This is a genomic window from Oceanirhabdus seepicola (assembly GCF_023684385.1).
GTDB lineage: Bacteria > Bacillota > Clostridia > Clostridiales > Clostridiaceae > Oceanirhabdus > Oceanirhabdus seepicola.
Genome location: NZ_JAGSOJ010000002.1, coordinates 567,679 through 589,903, shown reverse-complemented (window position 1 = coordinate 589,903; position 22,225 = coordinate 567,679). Strand labels below are relative to the sequence as shown.

General features: G+C 30.9%; 19 protein-coding genes. 6 read left to right on the top strand and 13 right to left on the bottom strand.

Annotated elements, in window-relative coordinates:
* Positions 1 to 18: 18 nt before the first annotated feature.
* The 3 genes from KDK92_RS10330 to KDK92_RS10320 form a co-directional block, all read right to left on the bottom strand.
* The gene (locus KDK92_RS10330) at positions 19 to 2,049 is read right to left on the bottom strand and encodes a urocanate hydratase (RefSeq protein WP_250859174.1); all 2,031 of its coding nucleotides are present in this window, start codon (positions 2,047 to 2,049) and stop codon (positions 19 to 21) included.
* A 362-nt stretch (positions 2,050 to 2,411) separates the two neighbouring features.
* Entirely contained in the window at positions 2,412 to 2,852 is a 441-nt protein-coding gene (locus KDK92_RS10325) for a response regulator (RefSeq protein WP_250859173.1), read from the bottom strand.
* A 57-nt stretch (positions 2,853 to 2,909) separates the two neighbouring features.
* Complete coding sequence (locus KDK92_RS10320) at positions 2,910 to 4,958, bottom strand: aminopeptidase (RefSeq protein ID WP_250859172.1); 2,049 nt, start codon at positions 4,956 to 4,958, stop codon at positions 2,910 to 2,912.
* 308 nt (positions 4,959 to 5,266) lie between these two features.
* On the opposite strand from KDK92_RS10320, the gene KDK92_RS10315 reads away from it, so the two are divergent.
* The gene (locus KDK92_RS10315; RefSeq protein WP_250859171.1) at positions 5,267 to 6,412 is read left to right on the top strand and encodes an AI-2E family transporter; all 1,146 of its coding nucleotides are present in this window, start codon (positions 5,267 to 5,269) and stop codon (positions 6,410 to 6,412) included.
* A gap of 512 nt (positions 6,413 to 6,924) precedes the next feature.
* On the opposite strand, the gene tsaD is transcribed toward KDK92_RS10315, so the two are convergent.
* Together tsaD and KDK92_RS10305 are read right to left on the bottom strand one after the other, a co-directional pair.
* Positions 6,925 to 7,950, bottom strand: a complete 1,026-nt coding sequence (gene tsaD / locus KDK92_RS10310) for a tRNA (adenosine(37)-N6)-threonylcarbamoyltransferase complex transferase subunit TsaD (protein WP_250859170.1) — start codon at positions 7,948 to 7,950, stop codon at positions 6,925 to 6,927.
* A 66-nt stretch (positions 7,951 to 8,016) separates the two neighbouring features.
* A complete protein-coding gene (locus tag KDK92_RS10305; RefSeq protein WP_250859169.1) occupies positions 8,017 to 8,727 on the bottom strand; it encodes a class I SAM-dependent methyltransferase in 711 nt (236 codons plus the stop codon).
* 175 nt (positions 8,728 to 8,902) lie between these two features.
* Between KDK92_RS10305 and KDK92_RS10300 the strand changes: the two genes are divergently transcribed.
* Complete coding sequence (locus KDK92_RS10300; RefSeq protein ID WP_250859168.1) at positions 8,903 to 9,577, top strand: response regulator transcription factor; 675 nt, start codon at positions 8,903 to 8,905, stop codon at positions 9,575 to 9,577.
* 3 nt (positions 9,578 to 9,580) lie between these two features.
* Here KDK92_RS10300 and KDK92_RS24540 read toward each other — a convergent pair whose 3' ends face one another.
* Positions 9,581 to 9,706, bottom strand: coding sequence for a hypothetical protein (locus KDK92_RS24540; protein ID WP_276575935.1), 126 nt, complete (start codon positions 9,704 to 9,706; stop codon positions 9,581 to 9,583).
* Between the two features lie 112 nt (positions 9,707 to 9,818).
* On the opposite strand from KDK92_RS24540, the gene KDK92_RS10295 reads away from it, so the two are divergent.
* Positions 9,819 to 11,153 (top strand): sensor histidine kinase, encoded by a 1,335-nt coding sequence (locus KDK92_RS10295; RefSeq protein ID WP_250859167.1) that lies wholly within the window; start codon positions 9,819 to 9,821, stop codon positions 11,151 to 11,153.
* 45 nt (positions 11,154 to 11,198) lie between these two features.
* Positions 11,199 to 11,837, top strand: coding sequence for a RusA family crossover junction endodeoxyribonuclease (locus KDK92_RS10290; RefSeq protein ID WP_250859166.1), 639 nt, complete (start codon positions 11,199 to 11,201; stop codon positions 11,835 to 11,837).
* A gap of 247 nt (positions 11,838 to 12,084) precedes the next feature.
* On the opposite strand, the gene KDK92_RS10285 is transcribed toward KDK92_RS10290, so the two are convergent.
* The gene (locus tag KDK92_RS10285; RefSeq protein ID WP_250859165.1) at positions 12,085 to 12,972 is read right to left on the bottom strand and encodes a patatin-like phospholipase family protein; all 888 of its coding nucleotides are present in this window, start codon (positions 12,970 to 12,972) and stop codon (positions 12,085 to 12,087) included.
* A gap of 184 nt (positions 12,973 to 13,156) precedes the next feature.
* On the opposite strand from KDK92_RS10285, the gene KDK92_RS10280 reads away from it, so the two are divergent.
* Positions 13,157 to 13,897, top strand: coding sequence for a TIGR00266 family protein (locus KDK92_RS10280; protein WP_250859164.1), 741 nt, complete (start codon positions 13,157 to 13,159; stop codon positions 13,895 to 13,897).
* A gap of 94 nt (positions 13,898 to 13,991) precedes the next feature.
* On the opposite strand, the gene KDK92_RS10275 is transcribed toward KDK92_RS10280, so the two are convergent.
* From KDK92_RS10275 to KDK92_RS10255, 5 genes are all read right to left on the bottom strand, one after another.
* The gene (locus KDK92_RS10275) at positions 13,992 to 15,236 is read right to left on the bottom strand and encodes a GNAT family N-acetyltransferase (RefSeq protein ID WP_250859163.1); all 1,245 of its coding nucleotides are present in this window, start codon (positions 15,234 to 15,236) and stop codon (positions 13,992 to 13,994) included.
* Positions 15,237 to 15,694: 458 nt separating this feature from the next.
* A complete protein-coding gene (locus KDK92_RS10270) occupies positions 15,695 to 16,354 on the bottom strand; it encodes a type II toxin-antitoxin system VapC family toxin (protein ID WP_250859162.1) in 660 nt (219 codons plus the stop codon).
* Between the two features lie 112 nt (positions 16,355 to 16,466).
* Positions 16,467 to 17,642 carry a TraB/GumN family protein gene (locus KDK92_RS10265; RefSeq protein WP_250859161.1) on the bottom strand — a complete coding sequence of 392 codons (1,176 nt, stop codon included), beginning with the start codon at positions 17,640 to 17,642 and terminating at the stop codon, positions 16,467 to 16,469.
* Positions 17,643 to 17,843: 201 nt separating this feature from the next.
* Positions 17,844 to 19,070 carry a peptidase T gene (pepT, locus tag KDK92_RS10260; protein WP_250859160.1) on the bottom strand — a complete coding sequence of 409 codons (1,227 nt, stop codon included), beginning with the start codon at positions 19,068 to 19,070 and terminating at the stop codon, positions 17,844 to 17,846.
* 29 nt (positions 19,071 to 19,099) lie between these two features.
* Positions 19,100 to 20,263, bottom strand: a complete 1,164-nt coding sequence (locus KDK92_RS10255) for an NAD(P)-dependent malic enzyme (RefSeq protein ID WP_250859159.1) — start codon at positions 20,261 to 20,263, stop codon at positions 19,100 to 19,102.
* Between the two features lie 282 nt (positions 20,264 to 20,545).
* Here KDK92_RS10255 and KDK92_RS10250 point away from each other — a divergent pair, with 282 nt between their 5' ends.
* A complete protein-coding gene (locus tag KDK92_RS10250) occupies positions 20,546 to 21,346 on the top strand; it encodes a DUF1189 family protein (RefSeq protein WP_250859158.1) in 801 nt (266 codons plus the stop codon).
* Positions 21,347 to 21,470: 124 nt separating this feature from the next.
* Here the strand turns inward: KDK92_RS10250 and nth are convergent, their stop codons facing one another.
* Entirely contained in the window at positions 21,471 to 22,097 is a 627-nt protein-coding gene (nth, locus tag KDK92_RS10245) for an endonuclease III (RefSeq protein ID WP_250859157.1), read from the bottom strand.
* Positions 22,098 to 22,225 lie beyond the last annotated feature (128 nt).

Sequence of the window (22,225 nt, the reverse complement as noted above, 5' to 3'; positions counted from 1 at the left end):
TGCACTATTTTTTATCATTTATTTCATTCTATTATCTATAAGTTTCTGAAGCATTCCTTCATCTGCAACATAAGGAATTGTAATATGATCTGTACCCTTATTTTTTTCGTTATACTCTAGACTAACTTCTATAGAATGAGGGTTTCTTGCCCAGTTTCTTCTTGCAACTCCACCCATAACATCCCATGCCATTGAACTCTTTATAATTTCATCAGCTCTCTTACTTCCATCAAGAAGTAATCCAAAACCTCCATTTATGGATTTACCTATTCCAACTCCTCCTCCATTATGTAATGCTATCAAGCTCATTCCTCTTGCTGCATTACCTGCAAAACATTGAATAGCCATATCTGCACATATTCTAGAACCATCTTTGATATTTGATGTTTCTCTGAATGGGGAATCTGTTCCACTTACATCATGGTGGTCTCTACCTAACATTATAGGTCCAACCTCGCCTCTTCTTACCATCTCATTAAACTTAAGGGCAATCTTCATTCTACCTTCTGCATCTTGATATAAAATTCTTGCTTGTGTTCCTACAACAAGTGCATTCTTCTCTGCATCTCTAATCCAAATATAATTATCTCTATCCTGTCCTCTTCTATTTGGATCTATACATTCCATAGCAGCATGATCAGTTGCAACAAGATCCTCATGCTTCCCGCTTAAACATACCCATCTAAATGGCCCATATCCATAATCAAATAACATAGGTCCCATAATATCCTCAACATATGATGGATAAATGAATCCCTCTTTATCATTTACTTTGTTGTTTGATATCTCCTTAACACCTGCATCGAATACAGATTTCATGAATGCATTACCGTAATCAAAGAAATAAGTTCCTCTATCACTTAGAATTTGGATAAGCTCAAAATGCTTCTTTAATGTTTTATCAACTAATATCTTAAACTCTTCTCTGTCTTCTTTAAGAAGTCGTGTTCTTTCTTCAAAACTTATTCCCTGAGGACAATATCCCCCCTCATAAACTGCATGACATGAAGTCTGATCTGATAAAAGATCAACATTGATATTATTGTCTACAACATATTGTAATAAATCAACTATATTTCCTTCATACGCAATTGAAAGAATATCCTCATTTTTAATAGCCTCTTCAGCCATATTAAATACTTCTTTTAAATCATTAGATTTTCTTCCAACCCACCCTTGTGAGTGTCTTGTTTCTATCCTTGAAGGGTCCACCTCAGCAACAATTGATACTGCCCCTGCAATTTCAGCAGCTTTTGGTTGAGCACCACTCATTCCACCTAAACCAGATGTAATAAACAACTTACCTTTTAGATCCCCATCATCAGGAACTCCTAATTTTAATCTACCTGCATTAACAAGTGTATTGAATGTACCATGAACAATCCCTTGAGGTCCTATGTACATCCATCCCCCTGCTGTCATCTGTCCGTAATTTGATACCCCAAGTTGCATAGCCTCATGCCAATCATGTGGATTATCGTACATACCAACAAATAACCCATTAGTTATTATTACTCTTGGTGCATCTGGTTTTGATCTAAATAACCCTAAAGGATGTCCTGATTCTACAACTAAAGTTTGATCATCTGTAATTTCTTCTAAGTATCTCTTTATTAAACTATATTGCATCCAATTCTGACACACTTGCCCAGTTTCCCCATAAGTAACAAGTTCATAAGGATAAAGCGCTATTGCAAAGTCTAAATTATTTTCAATCATAATCTGAAATGCTTTACCAGAAACACATTTCCCCTTATACTCATCAATAGGCTTTCCATAAAGGTTTCCTTCTGGTCTGAATCTGTAACCGTAAATTCTTCCCATTGTTAATAATTCTTCTAAAAACTCCGGTGCCAATTCCTCATGATACTCCTCTGGAATATATCTCAAAGCATTCTTAAGAGCAAGTTCTGTTTGTGCCTTATTTAATGTAAATCCCCTATCCGGAGCTCTTCTTATACCCTCCTCAAATTCAGGCATCTTTGGTAATCCATTAGGAAAATCTAATTTGATTATCATCCCATTTTTAATATCAACATTGTTAATCATAAATATCCCGTTGCCAAAACCTTATAAAACTCTATATTAAGAATTCAGCAACAGTTCACCTCCTCCACTATGGCAAAATTTCATAATTTATAAACCATTCAAAATTTTCAGTATTTTAAATCCATTACATACTTTATTCTCGATTAATCTCTTAATCCCCTTCTTAAAAAAACGTTTATTTTTCCTACTAAGGTAAAGTGATATATAGATAAACTATATCTATAAAATAACAAATAACACAGAATAGAGAACAAATATTTAAGATATTGTTCATTATTCATAATATCTTAAATTTAATAATAAAAATTAAAACCATAAGAAAAGTTCATTCTTATGGTTCCTTTAATTAATTATATTAATACTTATAGTTTTCCTCCGCAGAATGGACAAAATTTTGCACCACTCATTACCCCTGAGAGTTTTTCTCCACACAGTGCACATGTAGACACATCATCTTCCTTTGTTCTATTCTTATTTCTTATAATACTGGAAACTTTCTCCTTATTAATTGGTGTTACCAAAACATGATCAACTTCATTTTTAAACATCTCTAGCTCTTCTTCACTAGAAGAACATAACACACAAATTGTATCTTTAGATAACTTCTTGATATTTTTTGCTATTACATTTCCTGAAAAGTATTTCATTACTAGATTCACAAAAACAATATCGGGATTTATAGCTTTAACAGCCTCAAATACTTGAAGTTCATCAACAATATTCCCTTCTACCCCCAAACCATTTAATATGTCCTTCATAATCAAATTTTCTAATTTACAATCATTTACAAGAATTGCTCTCATTTAAAATCACCCTATTTTAAAGCCGGCATTTACAGCCGGCTTATTAAATTGTTATATTTATTTTTCGAATGGTTTATTTAATTCTTCAGTCCCTTTTAAAACAAATCTACCATTTTTGATGATTTCAATCTTTTCACCATTCTCATTGATTGCTGCAATAAAATCCAAGCCATCATATGGAAGGGTAATATCTGTATGACATTGTGTGTATGCTTCATTTATATTGGTCTTTCTTAAGATTGATTTTTCATTATCTCTTGCTATTATCTCTTTTCCATCAGTTGGATTATAAACAGCAACATCCTCTGACCATGAGAAACAAGTATCACCTATTGCAAAGTGTGGACCCATCTTCTCCACAATCAAGATTGGCAGTATATTCATTATTCCGTGTTTATTTGCCATAACGTAAGCTGTTGTGTTAGTTCCTATAGCAAATTCCCCAATTGGAAGTGTTTTATGAGGGAACATTAAATTCTCTTGAATATATTTTTTATTATCTTCTTCATTATAGAAGTTTGAACAAGTATATTCATCAATATATCCATCTTTAAATGTAATCTTCAAATTTTCAAACTTTAATTCTCTTAAATATACTTCTTCAACATGAAGGACACCATTTGTTCCTGTTAATTGCGGAGATGTAAACACCTCTCCAACTGGAATATTAACATCGGCAACACAGTTTACATAGTTTGTCTCTTTCTCTGGATTACTAATCTTCTGATTCTTAACCATTATATCTGTCTCGTTTGATCCCTTACCTTTTACGTGAATATATTCACCTTTATCTAAGGCATCTATAATATTTTGTTGAATCTGCTCGTACTTATCACTATCAAGCATATTAACTTCACAAGTATCTTCAAATATCTCTTCGAAATTATCCCCTATTTCAGGTACTGGGAATGCAATTATAGTAAAGCTATACTCACTTCTTGGCATATATTTTGATTGAATCTGTTGTATAGTTCCGCTTAAAGTATTGAATAATTGAGATTGCTCATCATCAAGCTTAAGACACTCTTTTTTACTCTCAGGTGAAAAAGGCTTCTCACCAAATGTTTCAACTACAGCAGGTCCTGCGAATCCTCTTAGAGTATCATCTATTTCCTCTGCAACCTCTTCAAAGGCCTTTAATCTCATATCAACAAACTCTTTATCCATATAAAGTGCATTATCAAATCTATGGTCATATGGCATCTGTTTATTTGGTTCAGTTGAGTTAATATTCCCAATAACGCACTCCAATCCCATATCCGCAAAGTTTTTGATAGCTTCTTTCATCATCATTTCTTGACCTGCATTAAATCTCAATTGCACGTTTTGTTTCTTAGATAAGTCTTTATTATCTCTTACGAATCCTTTTCTGAATCCTTCAGTATATGTATCAGCTATCTTCTTTATTTTTTCACAATCATATTTATTATAGAATTCAGCTGTTTTTATCTCGTTCTCATCAATAAATTCACCATATTTGAAAAGGTATCTTAAATCATTAAGATCATCATTCTTTATTATATCAACATAATAAGAAATTTCTGGTGAAAGTTTCTCAGTCATACCCATTTTAATATTTTCATTTAAATCAATTTTATAATCTCTTATTACCATTGCCTTTAATTCGCCAACATTCCATTCATTATCACATTTTAGAAGATTAAATATTTCTATGAAAAGCTGGTTAGTCTTGGCCATTTTGAATCTTTTATGCTTATATGCATACTCAATATAATCTACAAATCTCATATAAAAGCTAGATAATATTTGTCCAATCTCTTCACCAAAAACACTTACACAATATGCTGGATTTGCGTAACTTGTTTCATAAGCTTCATTAGTAACATGTCTATACATTTTGTGATTTTGTTCAAGTAATTCTTCAAAAGTTTTACTCTTGAAATATTCCTCACTTAGTTCACTTTCATGTTCACATAATTCAAGAATAACCCCTGCAGTATGAGAAAAAAACTTACCGTATTCACCACAATTACAACTACATTTCTGAGTCTCTTCTTTAATTTCTTTAATAACTTTTAATGTTTCATTTAGTTGTTCTTCATGTTTGTCATTTAAATTTCTATAATACTCATTAAAATTAAACATAATATATCCTCCTTTTTTTTAGATTCCCTTAATATTTACACATAACCATAGGCTATCATATAATTCCAATATCTTCAATAGACAACCTTATATTTTTAATATTTCTGTAAAAATTTTAAAATTCTTATGCATTAATTTACATATTTTTACATTTAAGTTGAATCAAACTTCTCAAAATTTTTATCTATCGGATTTTAAAAATAAATTAAAGAGATGTTTTTATGTTTTTTTGGTATAATTATATTAATTGAAGTTAATGATTATAATATACCATTATTTTCATATTGATGAATAAGGGGGAGATTAAATTGTTCAATAAAAAACGTATTCCATATATAGAATTTTTACCGTTAATTATTATTTCTCTTATTCTATATAAAGTTATAGATAATTTTGAAGGGATTGCAGGAGCAATCACCTCGTTTCTTCCTAGTTTGAGCACTATTATTTGGGGACTTGCTATAGCTTACCTTATGAACTTTCCACTTTGTTTTATTGAAAAGAAAATAAAAGTTCCTAGAGTTTTTTCATTGATAATTGTGTATGCTATATTATTAGGAACTATTGCTGCACTCTTCACAAGTTTGATTCCTGAAATAAGTCGTAGTATTAGTGAGTTGATTAAATCGTTTCCTAGTGAAAAAGAAATATCAGACATAATCAAATCTTTACAAGATTCATTTGGAAATATTGAATTTGTTCAAGAATTTGACATAAGTTCAAATGTGACCAAAATACTATCTACATTTTCATCAGCACTTTCCGAATCCTTTACTTCAATATTATCAGGATTAAATGTTACTGTAACAACTGTAATGTCTATAACAACTTCATTAGTGAAGTTTATTTTTGGATTGATTATTTCAATGTATATATTAAAAGACAAAGAAAAACTCTGTAAGTATACTAATAGAATTTTTAAATCTTTACTATCTCAAAAGAGATTTAATGGTTTACTTTTTAACATCAAAGAAATACATGAAGTGTTTTCAAAGTATATAGTAGGTAAATCTTTAGATTCGTTTATAATTGCAGTACTTTGCTTCATCGGATTAAGTTTGATGAAAATTCCATATGCTCTTTTAATAAGTTTTATAGTGGGAATAACTAATATGATTCCTTATTTCGGACCATTTATCGGAATGATTCCATCTGCCCTAATAGCGCTATTAGCTTCTGGTCAATGGGAGAAAGGGCTTGGTGTTCTCATATTTATTATTGTATTACAACAGCTAGATGGGTGGCTTATCGGTCCTAAAATTTTAGGTGATTCAGTTGGCCTTAATCCATTAGTAGTGATAATTGCGATAATTATTGGAGGAGCAACCTTTGGATTAATAGGTATGTTCGTAAGTGTACCTATAGCAGCAATTTTAAGAAGTAATTTTGAAAGGTTCCTTGAATGGCACCTTAAGAAATCTGAATTGAGTTTAGATAATGATATTGAATCGTAAAAAGAACACGGCAAACCGGATAAAACAAGTTGAGAGTGGTGAGTTGAGAGTGGAGAACGTTGGACATTTCTCTTCGAGAAATTTTAATTATTTTGTTCCGTTTTAAAAAGCGATTCACTCGTTTCATCTTTATGAAACATTAAATTTAAAGTATTATTTTTTCTTAAAGCAAAACAACTGAAAAACAATATATAAAAATTGATTATAAACCTATAATCAGTTTTTTTGTTAATAATATAAATTTTTATTTAAGCAAAATATAAATTCTAAAATGAACATGGTTTCTGCCATTTGTGAGAAACTATGTTTTATTAGTAATCAAACAATAAGATTTTACTCGTTTCTTTTAAAAGAAACATTGTAGTATAAATACAATATTTTATCAAAGATAAAATGAGTAAAATTATTATCCTTAAGACCAATAAAATGTAGGTTCTGACCTTAGTCAGAACCATCCATCGTTCTCCATTCTCCACTCTCAACTCTCAACTATGTTTTTAAAGGTTTTTGTTCTATCTTTCTCCAAGCTTTAAATTCGGTACTGCATTAATATCTATTGCAGATTCTCTTCCCGCTTGGTATTCATAATATGCGGCACTTCCTATCATTGCCGCATTGTCTGTACAAAGTATCATAGGTGGGAATAAAACCTTTATATTATGCTTTTTGCATTCCCTTTGCATTGTTTCTCTCAAAGAAGAATTTGCCGCAACTCCTCCTGCTATTGCAATTTTGTCTACTTTGTTCCTTTGACAAGCTTTTATAGCATTATCAACCAACACTCCAACAACAGCTTTTTGGAAGGATGCTGCTACATCCGCCTTGTTTATTTCTTCATTCTTCATATTCATTTTATTTAAATAATTAAGTACTGCGGATTTTACTCCACTGAATGAAAAATCTAAAGAATTCTTATCATCCATTTTTGCTCTAGGGAATTTAATAGCATCTTCATCCCCTTCTTTTGATATCTTATCTATCTTAGGTCCACCAGGGTATCCAAGTCCTATAGCCCTTGCAACCTTATCAAAAGCTTCACCTGCGGCATCATCTCTTGTTTTACTTATAACCTCAAATTCACCATAATCTTTCATGTGTACAATAAATGTGTGCCCTCCAGATACAACAAGACAAACAAATGGCGGTTGAAGGTCTTTATGCTCTATAAAGTTTGCACAAATATGGCCCTCTATATGATTTACTCCTATTAGTGGTACATTAAGCGAATATGCTAACCCTTTAGCATATTGCAATCCAACTAATAACGCTCCTACTAATCCAGGTCCATATGTTACTCCTATAGCATCGACATCCTCTAGTTTTATTCCTGCTTTATCTAAAGCCTCTTGGACAACTGCTGATATAGCCTCAATATGCTTTCTTGATGCAACTTCAGGTACTACTCCACCAAACTTTTCATGAACATCAATTTGAGATGATATTACATTTGATAGAACCTCTCTTCCATTAACAACCACCGCAGCTGCTGTTTCATCACAACTTGATTCAATAGCTAAAATTATTACTTTATCTTTCATGTTTATTTACACCACACTCTTATTTATGCTCTAGGCATATTCAAATATATATTATACAACAAATTGTTATTTTTCAGCAACTATTACTGTAGGTAAAGTCTCTAACCTCCATGTTTTTTTATCAAACCCACCATAGAAAGTAACATTTTTAAATCGCTTAAAACATTCTTCTAATTCATCTTTAACAATTGGTACAAGTTCTACAGAATTCACATATTTCTCTCCACTATGAAACTTTATTGTTCCTTTGAACTCTATGTTTCCATTACTTTTCATGATGTAATCTCTTATAAATTCAAGTCCGCCTTCATCTCTAACTATATCAGGTAATCCACTCATATTCTCTTTTAATATTTTATCGTAATTTATTACTTGTATTATCATCTTTCCATTTTCACTTAAGACATCATAGCAGTCATTAATAAAATCACCTATAATCTTTTTATCTGGTAAGTGAACAAGAGAGTTTCCTATACAAAAAATACCGTCAAATTCTTGATTCAATTCTTTAATTTTAGTCATATCCATAACCATTTCATGAACTCTACTACTAGACGTTTTTTTATTCCTTAATAGTTCTACCATCTTTTCATCAAGATCTATTGCCGTAACTTTTTTTCCTTCTTCATCAAGTTCAAGCGAATATGTACCACTTCCACATGCAACATCAAGAATTCTTTCTCCATTACGGAATTCCTCCATTAGAAACTCCTTTTTTACATTACTAAATGGAAAAATCGTATCATAATATTTACTTAATATATCATAAAACATCATCTCTATCACCTCTCACATAATTTCACATAATATTTTTTGAAAACAAACCCTTTATTATTGGTATAATAAACTTAGCCACATTCAAATACCTTATATATATTATACTACTATGTCCAATTGATAGTAGTTACTTATGTTACTATTATTAAAATTATTCTCAAAGGAGTGAAAGAATATGTACTCAATATACTTAGTTGAGGATGAAAAAGATCTCAATACAATACTATCTACTTACCTTAGACAAGAAGGTTGGAATATAAAATCCTTTCTCACCGGTTCTGAAGTGCTGGATCATATAGATGATGAACCTGATTTATGGATATTAGATATCATGCTTCCCGATTGCGATGGATTTGAATTAATAAAAAAGATTAAAAATAATAACGAAAACACACCTGTTATCTTCATTTCTGCTAGAGATAAAGATATTGATAGAGTTATAGGTCTTGAGATGGGAAGCGATGATTATCTTGCTAAACCATTTTTACCTATCGAACTGATTATTAGAACAAAAAAACTTCTTAAGAGAGTATATTCAAAAAGTATCTCCCCCCAAAAAACAGGAACACTTACACTAGGAGATTATATAGTTGATGATACCAAAAGGAAAATATTCTTTAAAGACAATGAGATTGAAATAACCTCCAAAGAATATGATTTATTGAATTTTCTTTTTAAGAATATCGGTACTGCCTTTTCTAGAGAACAAATTTTATTAAAAATATGGGGAAATGATTATTTTGGAAGTGATAGAGTTGTAGATGATTTAATACGAAGAATACGAAAGAAATTTTATGATTTAAATTTAGAAACAATATATGGATTTGGATACAGATTAAATGAAATTTAAAAACTACTCTCTATCTGTACAGTTTTCCATATTATTTACAACTTTCATAGTGTTTTTTGTACTCTTGTTTACATCCGCAGTTACTCTATCATTAAAATCATCAGTAAAAAAAGACTTATATAATCTCATGGAATTTTCTGAAGAAAATTATATAAATTATTTAAGTAATCAATTATATGGTAAATTTTTAACTAGGTATACCTCAAATACAGATTTAATTAAGAAATCTAACTTTTCTACTATGAAAGGAGATTTTTTTTCAAATGCAAAAGATACTATGTTATCTAAATTGCCTACTAGTAATAGATTAAAAGGAATATATAACATGAATATTGGTGCTCAAATTAATATGAGTTTCAAATCTAATATTAATAGAAATATACCTAAAGAACATCAAGATGAATTTTTAATAATGGTCTCAGAGCAGTTTAAAAGCCAAGAGGAAGATTCCAAGGAATACTATTATCAATTCAAACTTGATAATTCTAAAGTATATCCTATTTACTATAAATTAACTAAAACTGAAACTAAAATATATGACAATATTAAAAATCGTATATTACACAATTATTCGGGTAAGACTGCTACAAAAATGATTGATTTCCTTGATAAGCATTCTTCATCTGAAAAAAACATATTCAAATTGGAAGGAATAATGACTTATTCATGGGATAATACGATTAATACTCTTGTTAATGAAATTTTAACTAATATTATTCCATTTCTTATAGTTGGTGCATTAGTAGCCTTAATTCTAGGAATATTACTTTCTAAATACTTAACTAAGCCTCTTAAGAAACTTAAGAGCGCTGTAAAAAATATTGGTGAAAGAAATTGGGATACTCCTCTTACCGTAGATAGGATGGATGAGATAGGTGAACTAACCTATTCTATTGAGGGAATGAGACGTGAACTTGTAAAAAATTATGAGCAGGAACAATGGATGCTCCAAAAAATATCACATGAGTTAAAAACACCAGTTATGATTATCAGAAGCTATGCCCAAGCAGTAAATGATGGCATTTTCCCAAAAGGCTCTCTTGAGGATTCAATAAAAACTATTGATTCTGAAGCTCTACGTCTTCAAGAAAGAATAAAAGATCTGCTCTATTTAACTAAACTAAACTATATGACTAAACATGAAATTGAAAAAACACCTATCAATTTAAAGACTCTAATTGAAGATGTTTGTGATTCTTTTGAAGCCAAGAAAGGCGACTTACAACTCAATGAAGATTTATTTGACTGCATTATTGATGGTATACCGGATCAATTAAAAGTAGTTTTTGAAAATATTATAGATAATTCTATACGATATGCCAAAACTGAAGTATCCATTACTATTACTACAAATAAGAATAATTTAATTGTATATATATTTAATGATGGTGCAAATATTTCCTCAGATGTTATGAATAATATCTTCGAACCATTTTTTAAAGGCTCCAAGGGTAATTATGGATTAGGCTTAGCAATAGCTAAGAATATTATAGATATTCATAATGGTGAAATCACTATACAAAACGAAAAAAATGGAGTATCATTTTTAATAAGCTTGAACAATTCAAATGTTTAGGCATGTGAAAACAAATAACAAAACAAAGATGACAAGGAGACCTGCATGGGGGATTTATATGCAAAGGTAGTTGTAAAGGGCTCACCTATTTCAAAATCAAACTTTAAACTATTCAATTCAAATGGTAGAGCTATTCTGCCCTATAACTCTGGAAAATATCACGATAGATATGCTCTGTATGAGGAAGAAATTGCATTACAAGCAAGATCTCAAAATCCTGGTGTTGTTATAACTCAAGGAGTAATTGCAGTCTTGAAGGTGTTTTATAAAAGCGAAAAAAGACATCCTGATACCAACAATATAACAAAGAGTATATTTGATGGTATTGAAAAGAGTGGTTTAATTATTAATGATGCTCAAATTAAACATATGATAATAGAAGAATTTTATGATAAAATTAATCCAAGATTTGAACTTGAACTCTTTGGAGAAAGTGAATATTCAATGGAGTACTCTATAAAGAAAAGAGTATCTCCTCTTGAACCAGTAGATTATTCTCCACCACCTAACAGAAAAAAAAGTGTTGAGACAAACCTTAAAACAAAAAAAACTGTTACTAATCAAAAAACGTCAAACAAAATTTCATGTCATATTTGTGGAAAATCTATCACTAAAGAAAGTGCAGTTTCCGCAAACAAAGGCTCAATGTTAATATGTAAAGCGTGCTTTAAAAAGCTATTCTAAATAGTCATTCTAAAGAAAGCATCTAAATTACGTACATTAATGAAGACACTTTTAAAAGAAGTTGAGAGTGGTGAGTTTTGAATGGAGAACGATGGATGTTTCTGCTTACGCAGAAACTACAACTTATTGTGCTTAAAATACAATGTTTCATGTTAATGAAACGAGTAAACCCTTTATTGTCTGAAACCCAATACATTTAAAATTTCACGAAGTGAAATGTCCATCGTTCTCAACTCTCCACTCTCAACTATGTTTTCATCCCTCTCTTCTGCATAAATACTCTAGCACTCTTATACCCTTCTTTGAATAATTTTATTGTATCTTCTCTTGGAAGCTCAAATTGAGTTATAGGGATATCACTACAGGGAACAAAAATAGTTCTCTTTAGATTTTCCTCCTTCAAAGCTGGTCTTACTCTATCAGATGTAAGTGTATCTGCTATATCAAGGACATATGATAAAGTATTATCCTGTTTAATTCCATAGTTTTCTGTATACTCATAATCTATTCCAATAGTTTCTACATTGTTATTTACACCATCAAAGATATCAATTGGAAAATTCTTAGATACTCCACCATCAACAATATAATGAACAACACCATCAACCTTTAATTTAACTGGCTTAAAAAAGAATGGAATACTAATACTCATCCTGATAGCTTTTGCAACAGTAAACTTACTTATATCAATACCATACTCCTCAAAACAATCTGGCATAATCATTTCCTTTTTACTTGTTATATCTGATGCTATGACTTTTAATCTCATTCCATTATCCCCATTAAGATCTTGGAATGTTCTCACCCCTTTTTCCCCTAAAAGCTTTTCCATCCATTTCTCTATATATCTCCCTGAATATATTCCTTTATCTCTAACTAATCCAATGGCATTTCCTACAAAAGGGATTTTCCCTATTACTCCTCTATCTTTAAATTTAAGAAAATTAAAATCTATTATCATCTTTTTTATTTCATGAGCTGTATACCCAACAGCTATCAGCGATGCAATTATAGCACCTGATGATACTCCTGCAGCTTTTTCCCATGAAAATCCTTCTCTTTCAAGACCACATAAAGCTCCAACAATTCCAATTCCTCGTATGCCTCCTCCAGCACACACAAGATTCCCTTTCATATTATTCTCCCATTTATTACTATACTAAAATACTATTAATTTTCTATGTTTTTTATTCTAAATATAGATATTTATGATATATTTAGAATATAGATAAACTACTCCGTAGATTTATCTATACAAAAAAAAAGAGCAACTTAGGTTATTTGTTCTCTATATAATATTATATACAGGAGGTATTATTATGAATTCACATGAAATTAATTATAAACTCTATGGCGACGATATGCAGTTTGTTGAAATTGAATTAGATCCAGGTGAAAGCACAATAGCTGAAGCTGGTGCAATGATGATGATGGATCAATATATACAGATGGAAACAATATTTGGTGATGGCTCTGAACAGACAGGAGGCTTCATGGGTAAACTTTTCGGTGCTGGAAAGAGACTTATTACTGGAGAGAGCTTATTCATGACTCTTTTCACAAATAGCGGTAACGGAATTCAACATGTTTCATTCGCTTCTCCTTATCCTGGAAAGATAATACCATTAGATTTATCTACCTTAGGACACAAAATCATTTGTCAAAAAGATGCTTTTTTATGTGCAGCTAAAGGGGTTTCAATCGGTATGGAATTCAGCAAAAAACTTGGTGCTGGTTTCTTCGGTGGCGAAGGATTTATCTTACAAAAATTAGAGGGAGATGGATTAGCTTTCATCCATGCTGGAGGAACAATTATAGAACGTGAACTAGCTCCAGGAGAATTGATAAAAGTTGATACTGGTTGTCTTGTTGCTATGACTTCTGACGTTAATTATAATATTGAATTCGTTGGTGGAGTTAAAAACTCATTATTTGGTGGAGAAGGATTCTTCTTTGCTACACTTAGTGGACCTGGAAAGGTTTGGATACAATCTCTTCCATTCAGTAAGCTTGCTGATAAAGTAATTGCAGCAATGCCACCAGCTAAATCAAACAACTAATAAAAACAGAGAACAGAGAATAAAGAACAGATAAGGAAGTTTTGCTTTTGCAAAAATCAACCTTATTTGTTCTTTTATCTTTATTCCTTTATATTTATATGTATTTCTTCATTTTAATAAATTCAAACTCTCCACCATTTGTTTTTTGCATATATTTCTCTACACATTGAAACCCTATCTTTTCATATAAATTTATTGCGCGTTTATTAAATGAAGCAACTGCTAACATAATATAACTCTTTTTGTAATTTAACTTTTCCATTGCAAATTTAATGCCTGCAATCACAAAATCAGCTCCAAGCTTTCTTCCTGTTAATTCAGGTTTGAGACCAAACCCAATCCACATGATTTCCTCTTCAAAGTAGAATGAATAAAAGCCAATCAATTCACTCTTATCATTTAGTACTGCAAAATAATGCCCGTCCCAACTATCCTCATTAAGAAACTCTATTAAATCTTCTTCATCAGCTGTCATATCATAGAATGAGTAAACCCCATTATATTTCCATTTGTACGCAATTTCATTAGCATATTCATTATTCATAGGAACAAAGTTATACTGCTTTGTTGATATATACTCGTTTTTCTCAACACTCAAAGTATCACATGCACACTGTATAACATCCCCTAAATTTTTAAGCCATTCTTTATTTTCATCTATATTTGCAAGTGTAGGAGATTTGCGAATTTCAATGGCTTTTTCTAATGTTCCAATCCAATCATAATCACAGCTATCAACAATCCATCTTGCTGCATTTGTTTTTCCAGCAATGTCAGATGTTTTAATCCAATAAATTGATTGACTTATTAAAAATAACCAATCTATAGAATGAACATCTTCATTAGTAATTTGTGCGTGTTTCCTAATTGTTTCTATCATGGAGTTTACTTGAGTTAACATTTCTTCATTACTTGGATATGGTAGTTCATTTCTTAAATCTTTTCCATAAATTAAATAACCGTTATTTATCAATCCTCTTAATGAAAATCCTGATGTCCCATATTTCCTCTTTAATCTATCCTTTGATGTACCCCAATATATTACATTAGATTCTATATCATTTTTTATTGCACTTCTTGAAATTATTTCTCCCTCTAAGACTGAAAAATACGGATGCTTTGCCTTCTTTAATCCATCTCTCCATAAAGAGAACTTTTGAAAATCATCTTCACTAATTATACTTTCAGTGATTATAAAAAAATCCAAATCACTATACCCACTATGAAAATCTTCATAAGTTGCTGAACCAAAACAATATGCAGATAATATACTATTATTCAAAATCACATTTGCCTTATCCACAAATTCTTCAAGACTTTTAATTATTTGAACCTCCATTTTCATTCCCCCCAATTCTTAATAAACTTTACTATTCAAACATCTATATACTCTTGATTATTATAGCATACTTAACTAATATTTAATTTAATGCAATTAAATGTAATCCCACTTGTTTTACAAAAGCACTGGTTGACCAAAGTTCAACCCAGCACCCTTGTCTAACAACCAATAATTTTAAAATTTCACGGAGTGAAATATCACTCATTTTCCATTATCAATTAGATATAAAAAAAGATGAGCTTTTGCTCATCTGAGTTTGTTGACAAAGTTACAATATATTGTTTTCACTCTGTCTTCTATCTTTAGAGTGTCAGGCGTTGAAAAAGCCCAAGGTCAAGGAACAAGAGGAGCGAGCAGCGCAGTGTACAAATAGTACTCGAGCAGCACAGCGAGTCTTACTGACGATGAGATTGGGCTTTTTCAACAGCCTGAGATGAGCTTTTGCTCATCTTCTTTTATATCTTAAGTATATCAATATTAGCTTCTCTTATTTCTTCAAAATCACAATCTAATGTTAAAAGATAATTAATACCATTGTATTCAGCACATGCCAAATGATATGCATCATTAACAGATAACATAAACTTCTTCATGAATTCTTTTGCAAGATCAATACTCTCTTTGTTAATTGTTACATATTTTAAATGCATCGCTTGTTCAATTTGAGTATGCATCTCTACAGCTTTTTCATAATACACTTTTAACAAATCTCTCTTCCAAGAGTTTTTAGCAATATTATAGAAATATTTGTTAAAAGGTATATAATGAAACTTCTCTAATCTTCTCTCTTTTATAATTCTTCTATCATTTTTATTAAAACATGCAATAATCAAATTAATATTAGGTCTTGTATTAATAGGTTCTGTTTTATCCCACTTGAATTTCAAATCATTTACAAACATTTTTTTCTGTATTTGATTAATAAATTCTGCAGTTACAATATCATTTACAAATAGCTTACATTCACTGGCAAGGAGTTTTTTAAAGGTTAAAATACATTCATTATTTTTTGGATCTTTATCGTATAGAAGAGATAATAGAAAACATGTGTCTACTAATATCTTAGTATGCCTATTAAACTTAATATTTTCAAAGGGATAATTAAATGTTTTCAAATATTCCTGTTTTCATTTTAACCAACATATATCTCTCCTAAAATATAGCTATATTACATTTTATTAAAAATATATTTTGTTATGCTGATATCCTAATATTATCCTGATTTTTCTATAAAATATTTTGAAGAAAGAGTTTAATAACCTCCGCTCCACCAATTAATGTACCTACCGTACTTCCTAAATTCACGAAAATAACAACTAAAAGTATTCTTGAAACTCTATTTTTCCATATCCCTTTGATTGAACCAACGTCATCAGATAAAGCCTCAAAATCACTTACATTTGGTTTTCGTTTATATGCTTCAACAATCCCCGCAAACCACCCCGCTGCCAACAACGGGTTCAAGGAACTAATCGGAGCCACTGCAAAAGCAGTCAAAATAGCTAAGGGATGTGCAAATGCTAGGACTCCTGCAATTGCTGATAAAGAACCATTCCATATTATCCAACTTAAAATTGATTCTAAACCATCACTTCTATTTGAATAAAGAGTATATACAATTAACGATATTATACCTATTGAGATTCCCCAACCAACAAACTTACCCCATTTTTTCTTCTCTGGCTTTATACATAGCTCATCAATGTTTGTTTCGATATCATTTTTAAGCTCTTTCTTTATACCCGGAACATGTGCAGCTCCTAAAACTGCAACAACCTTATCCCCTTCTGCTTCTTTAATTTTATGAGCTAAATACACATCTCGCTCATGTAATAATGGTGTTGCAAGATCTGGGAAAGATGTAGATAACTCATTTAAAACTGTTGTAAGCATATCTTCCGATTTCAGTTCTTGAAGATCTTCTTCACTAATATCTTCATCTCCAAAAGCACTCATAATAGCCTGAAACATTAATTTTATCTTTCCCCAAAATCCAATATTTCCCCATATTCTTGAAAATGTTGTTTGAATATCTCTATCAGCCAACACAAGGTTAGCGCCTATTTCATCTGCTGATTTGATTCCTTGAATCATCTCACCACCTGGTTCTATACCGAATTTATTAGCCATTTTTTTCTGATATGATGCTAAAAGAATGTTTACTAGAAACAGCAGTGATTTTCCACTTTTAATAACTTGAAATATATCAGTGTTTTTCCACTTATCTTTATCCTTTATAGTTTCATATCTATTCTCACATAATTCAACACATACTGAATCCGGATTTTCTGTTTCAATAACCGTTTTAACTTCTTCAACACTTTTCTTTGACACATGTGCAGTTGCTATTAGAATTATTTCTTTTTCACCATACTGCACTCTATGTATGTTCTCATTTTCCACTATATCACCTCTCGAATGAATAAAAATATTTTAAAATAATTATAACATAATGTTATTAAAATTACTCACAATTTTAAGTTAACCACATATATTGGTAATATAGTTATTGTCCCCTTAACTATATGTATTTCCCCCCATACAAATTTAGCCCTCAAAATAATAAAAGGATGATAGTTGCTATCATCCATTTTTTTTCGTTTTTTATTTTTGAGCGTAAATATCTACAATCTTTAATATCACATCTACAGCTTTTTCCATAGAATGTGTTGGAATATATTCATACTTACCATGGAAGTTATGTCCACCTGTAAATATGTTTGGTGTTGGTAGCCCCATGAAAGATAATCTTGCTCCATCAGTACCACCTCTAACTGGAAGTATCTTAGGTTCTACACCTACTTCCTCCATAGCTCTCTTAGCAAAGTCTACAATATGCATTACTGGCTCAATTTTCTCTTTCATGTTCATATATTGATCTTTTATATCAATTTTAACAGTACCTTCACCATATTGTTCATTGTACTTTTCTTCAAGTGATTTCATGAACTTCTTCATTTCTTCATACTTAACGCTATCATGCTCTCTAATTATATATGTAAGAGTACTCTCCTCAACTGATCCATTAAACGAAATCAAGTGATAGAATCCTTCATATCCTTCAGTATTCTCTGGTCTATCCTTCTCTGGTAACTCATCAACAAACTTATTAGCAATGAACGTTGAATTCACCATTTTATTCTTAGCACTACCTGGGTGTACATTTCTTCCTTTTATAGTAACTTTAACTCCTGCAGCATTGAAATTCTCATATTGTAATTCTCCAATGAAACCACCATCCATTGTGTAAGCAAATTCAGCCCCAAATTTATCAACATCAAAATGATCTGCTCCTCTTCCAACTTCTTCGTCTGGTGTAAATCCAACCATTATTTTACCATGCTTGATTTCAAGATTACTCTTAAGTTCTTCCATAGCAGTAACGATTTCAGCTATACCCGCTTTATCATCAGCACCAAGTAAAGTAGTTCCATCAGTTGTAATAAGAGTCTTTCCTATATAATCTTTAAGATCTGGGAACTCATTAGGAGATAATATGATATTATTCTCCTTATTTAAAATAATATCTCCTCCATCATAGTTCTCAACTATTTGAGGATTTACATTTTCACCAGACATATCAGGTGCTGTATCCATATGTGCTATAAATCCTATTGTTGGTATCTCCTCATCACAATTCGCTGGCAACTCACCCATTACATATCCATTATCATCCATAGTAACGTTTTTAAGCCCAATCTCCTTTAATTCTTCAACAAGTCTAATCCCTAACTTCTTCTGTTTTTCTGTTGAAGGTACAGTATTTGATGTCTCATCTGATTTAGTATCAAATTTTACATACTCTAAAAATCTTTCCACAACTTTGCTCATATTCCTTACTCCCTTTCTTATAAATCATATTATTTCATTTTTCTATCAGCATATCTTCTAACAGATTCTGCAATTGAGTCTGCTACTTCCTTATTAAGTGCATTTGGAATAATAAACTCTTCATTAAGGTCTTCTTCTTTTACCATATCCGCTAGCCCTCTTGCTGCTGCTAACTTCATTTCATCTGTTATACCTTTTGCTCTACACTCCAAAGCCCCTTTAAATATACCTGGGAATACAAGAACATTATTAATCTGATTCGGGAAATCCGATCTTCCTGTTGCAACAACCCTAGCCCCTGCTTCCTTAGCTAAATCTGGCATTATCTCTGGATTAGGATTTGCCATTGCAAATATGATAGCGTTCTCAGCCATTGTCTCCACCATATATGGCTTAAGTACATTAGCAGCTGATACTCCAATAAAAATATCTGTATCCTTTATTATATCTTCTAATTTTCCTTTTTCTTTATTTCTATTTGTTAATTTAGCTAATTCCATATGAGCCTCACTAAGAGCGTTATCCCCCTCAACAAGCGCACCATTTATGTCACACATAACAATGTTTTTCGCCCCAGCTTTAAGTAACATCTTACATATAGCAGTTCCAGCTGCTCCTGCTCCATTTATAACAATCTTAACTTCATTTAGATTTTTCTCTACAACCTTTAAAGCATTATATATTCCTGCTAAGCATACTATAGCTGTACCATGCTGATCATCATGAAATACAGGAATATCAAGTTCATTTTTTAATCTCTCTTCAATATAAAAACACTCAGGAGCTTTGATATCTTCAAGATTTATTCCACCAAAACCAGGTGCTATCAATTTAACTGTTTTAATTATGTCTTCTGGATCCTCTGAGTTAATGCATATTGGAAAGGCATTAACATCACCAAATTCTTTAAATAATACAGCTTTTCCCTCCATTACCGGTAATGATGCCTCTGCACCTATATTACCTAATCCTAGAACCGCAGTTCCATTAGTAACAACGGCAACTGTATTGCCCTTCATTGTATAGTTATATACTTTTTCTTTATCTTTAGCAATTTCTTTACATGGTTCTGCAACTCCAGGTGTATAAGCTATAGACAAATCTTCTCTGGAATTCAACTTCATTTTTGATTCTATTGACAGTTTTCCTTCTAACTCACAGTGAACCCTAAGGGCTTCTTCTCTAATGTTCATACAACACCATCCTTATAACATTAAGTTCTTTCACAAAGCTATTGTATCACTTTTCCTATAACGGGTAAATACTTTCACTCTCGAAGTAATCTTTTTTATAGAATAAAAACCTATAATTTGTTATACTATTATGTAGAGATAAACAACTTCAACTATTAATTTATAAACCATGAAAAAACATTAAACATTTGTTATTTTCCTGATGTATAAATTAAGTTTCCGTATTGTTTATCTACATATGGTCAATACTTAAAGAAAAGCTAGCATTTTTCGGAGGAAAATATGAAAAAAAATATTTTTTTAGATTTATTTTATAGCGTATTCAGTATTAATAATTACTCACGCTATGCTAAAGAAAAAATTTCAAGAACAATAGTTTATGTTTTATTATTAACAACTTTATTGAGTGTATTCATTGTATACAAGCCATTTACTGAAATAAAAGGCTTCTATGATTTCCTCTCTAATAAGTATGTTTCTCATGAATTACCTGAAATTAAAATAGAAGATGGTAAACTTATAGTAAATGGATCTGATCCTTATAAAGTTAGTGAGGATGATATATTATTTTCAATTAACACAAAAATACAAGAATCATCTGTATATGAGGAATTTCTTTTCTATAATTCAGGAATTCTTTTATCTAAGGATAAAGCATATATAAAGCTTAATGGAAATCTTATGGTTTTTAATTATGAATTACCTGTTCCTCTTTTAGGAACTTCACTAGATACAGTAGATAGTGAGATAGTCAAAGATTCACTCTACTTATTGATGTGGGCACCAATTATGCTATTAATCGGTTTCGTAATTTCATTATTAATCTCCAACTTCACTTTTATTTTAATAATCTCATTTATGTTGAATATTTCAGCTGATAGAAAGTATGTTAAATTCAGTGATTTATTTAAACTTGCAGCACATGGTGCTACTCTTTCATTGATATTTAAAGTGTTAGAACTTTATATTTTTTCACCATCTATTATTACAACTTTAATAATATATATCATTGCATATATATATACTATAAACGGATTGAAATCTCTTATAAAAGAGCGCACTCAATTAGATAAAAGAGCGTAATAAAAAAGCACGGCGCGCCGTGCTTTTAAAAATAAATGGAGAGTTGATAATGTAAAATGATTGACATTATGCATTATCAATTCTCCATTATGGTTTTGTAAGTTCTCAATTATGTTTTCATCTCTTATATAAAGAACTCGCATGTGTAGTTTATCTTACAATTTTCACAATCTGGCTTTCTAGCTTTACAACATCTTCGACCATGGAATATCAATAAATGGTGCGCTCTAGACCATCTATCAATTTTAACATTCCTTCTTAATTGTTCTTCTGTAACCTTAACATCTTTCCCTTTCGCAAGCCCTATTCTATTTGCCACTCTAAACACATGAGTATCTACAGCAATTGCTGGAACATTAAAAGCATTGCTCAGTACAACATTAGCTGTTTTAGTTCCTACTCCAGCTAATTTCACAAGCTCTTCTTTAGTATTAGGTACTATTCCATTGTAATCTCTTAAAATCACTTCACTCATCTTCTTCAAATTTTTAGCTTTATTCCTGTATAAGCCAATAACTTTAATATCACTTTCAAGTTCCTCTGTTGAAGCTTCAGCAAAATCCTTAGGGCCTTGATATTTTTCAAATAATTTCTCAGTAACCTGATTTACCTTAATATCAGTAGTCTGTGCACTTAACATTGTAGCCACAAGCAATTCAAATGGAGTTCTATAGTTTAATTCACATTGCGCATCTGGATATAGTTCTTCTAATGAATCCAGTATCTGATCTATTTCTTTTTTATTTTTCATCCAACCACCGTCTTTATTGTTTTTTGTTAGTACAACATTTTATTATTTAATAATAATTATTGTACCACAAACAAGGCAATTTTAAAAGAAATTGATAATGAATAATGTAAAATGTCCATCATTCTCCA